At 38.0% G+C, this 1,952-nt stretch carries 1 protein-coding gene and 2 pseudogenes; all 3 read left to right on the plus strand.

Annotated elements, in window-relative coordinates:
* A pseudogene (locus ACFVGY_RS37760) lies at positions 1 to 566 on the plus strand (hypothetical protein); the annotation flags it as partial.
* A gap of 684 nt (positions 567 to 1,250) precedes the next feature.
* A complete protein-coding gene (locus ACFVGY_RS37765; protein WP_375839303.1) occupies positions 1,251 to 1,424 on the plus strand; it encodes a hypothetical protein in 174 nt (57 codons plus the stop codon).
* A gap of 90 nt (positions 1,425 to 1,514) precedes the next feature.
* A pseudogene (locus tag ACFVGY_RS37770) lies at positions 1,515 to 1,952 on the plus strand (hypothetical protein); the annotation flags it as partial.

Genomic DNA, 1,952 nt, shown 5'->3' on the forward strand with positions numbered 1-1,952 from the left:
AAAATTTTATCGACAGGTTGCGTTATAAATACAAGAAAGAAAGTTCGATAGATTATTTATCGGTGGTAGAGCCACAAGGACGTGGAGCCTGGCATTGTCATGTTTTAATGCGCTTTAATGATTTGGATAAGATTTATATTAAAAATGCTGAATTAAGGAGTCTATGGGGTTTAGGATTTGTAACAATCAAGTCATTAAAGGATATAGACAACATAGGAGCCTATTTGAGCGCTTATTTGACTGATATAGACCTAGAAGATGTCCAAGACAGGGAAACAGCCTTAAAAGTGGCTTCAGAGGGCTGTGAGGTGCAAACAAAGATCGTAGAAGGTCGGGAAAAGAAATTTTTAAAAGGCGGACGGCTGCACATGTATCCTTCCGGAATGAATATGTATCGAAAATCAAAAGGGATTGTTAAGCCGGAACGGGAAGAAATGAAGTTCGGAGACATAAAAAAAGTAGTGGGTTCGGCAAAACCACACTACGAGAAAAGTTATCATGTCGAAAATGACAATTTTGAAAACACAATTTCGTTTCTCCAGTATAACACAAAACGTGATTTTTGAAGCAAAACGGTTCCTCTTTATGGAGCCGTTTTTTTTATTTCCCGAAGGGTTATTTGTCAGAATGACAAACCGATTTCGAGCCGGCGAGAACCCATTGTCACACCACGATTTAGGGGGTGTGTATAAATGGGCACTCTCTGTGAAATTTGAAGCTTTGAAATTCCGAATGGCGCACTTATACACTCTGTCGAGTGAGTGCTAAAATGCTGAAGCATTTCCGTCAAGCGTGTGGAGGAATCTTGTAGAGAGATATAGCATAGATACCCGTATCTCTAGAGATATTTTGGTATATCCCTGCTATATCTATGGGGTATCTATGCTATATCTTTGGCTTCAAAAACGGCACCTGTTCTAAGAGCATAGAAACTCAACAGGCACAGCCTGTTTGACACCCTTTTTTTTAGGGTGGCACCGAGTTTCCTTATGCTCTTTTTCTCTGAAGCTAAACCTGTTTTATATGTCGTAGTCTTTTTATTGGGAGTGACCCCTTGCTGTACAATTTCCGGAGGTGCCGATAAGGGACGAATTTTCCCTTGTCGGTTGCCTTTGGGGATTGTAAGGGGTGGAGGCTCGGAATCAAAAGGAAACGAAATATCATTCCGAGTGTGCTTCTTTTTTCTGTTCTTGAATTCTATTATTTCCAATGTTAGAATTATGTTAACAACTTGTTAGGAGTGTGTTTGGATGGAAGAGAAAAAACAAATTGGACCTCGAATTACTGTTGAAACATTTAAAAAGCTAGAGTTATTAGCCGAACATTTTACAAAACACAATGAATTTGGAAGAGTTTCAAAAGATGCTGTAATTGAGTTTGCTATTAAGGAATTGTATAGGGACTATTTGGGAAAAGGACGCTAATTTTTGTTGAAAAACTGACTTCGGATTTGGGGTTCTTTATTATTAACTTGATTTTAATTAAACATTACAGGAAAAATTGAGGGGAAATGGATGGATAAACGCAATGGTGACGCGGTTTTCATAGCTCCAAATGATGTTGTAAAAGTGACCACTATGAATCACGTCATTGAAGTTCAGCATATGGAGAAGATGAACCGGAAAAATAATATCAAAAAATTGGACAAGGATAGGTTTGTAGACCTCTCTACTGGGGAGATCCGGGAGTTCGAGCATTCGGAAAATCGGCAGGAAAATTATAATTCTTTGAGACAAACCTTTAAGAAGCTGCGTTATTTGATAAATAACAATTTTATAGGACGGCCAAATGAATTACATATAACTTTGACATACAAGAAAAATATGACGGACACGAAAAAACTTTATAGTGATTTTCAAAATTTTATCGACAGGTTGCGTTATAAATACAAGAAAGAAAGTTCGATAGATTATTTATCGGTGGTAGAGCCACAAGGACGTGGAGCCTGGCAT

It is taken from the genome of Streptomyces sp. NPDC127106 (assembly GCF_042677605.1).
Taxonomy (GTDB): Bacteria; Actinomycetota; Actinomycetes; order Streptomycetales; family Streptomycetaceae; genus Streptomyces.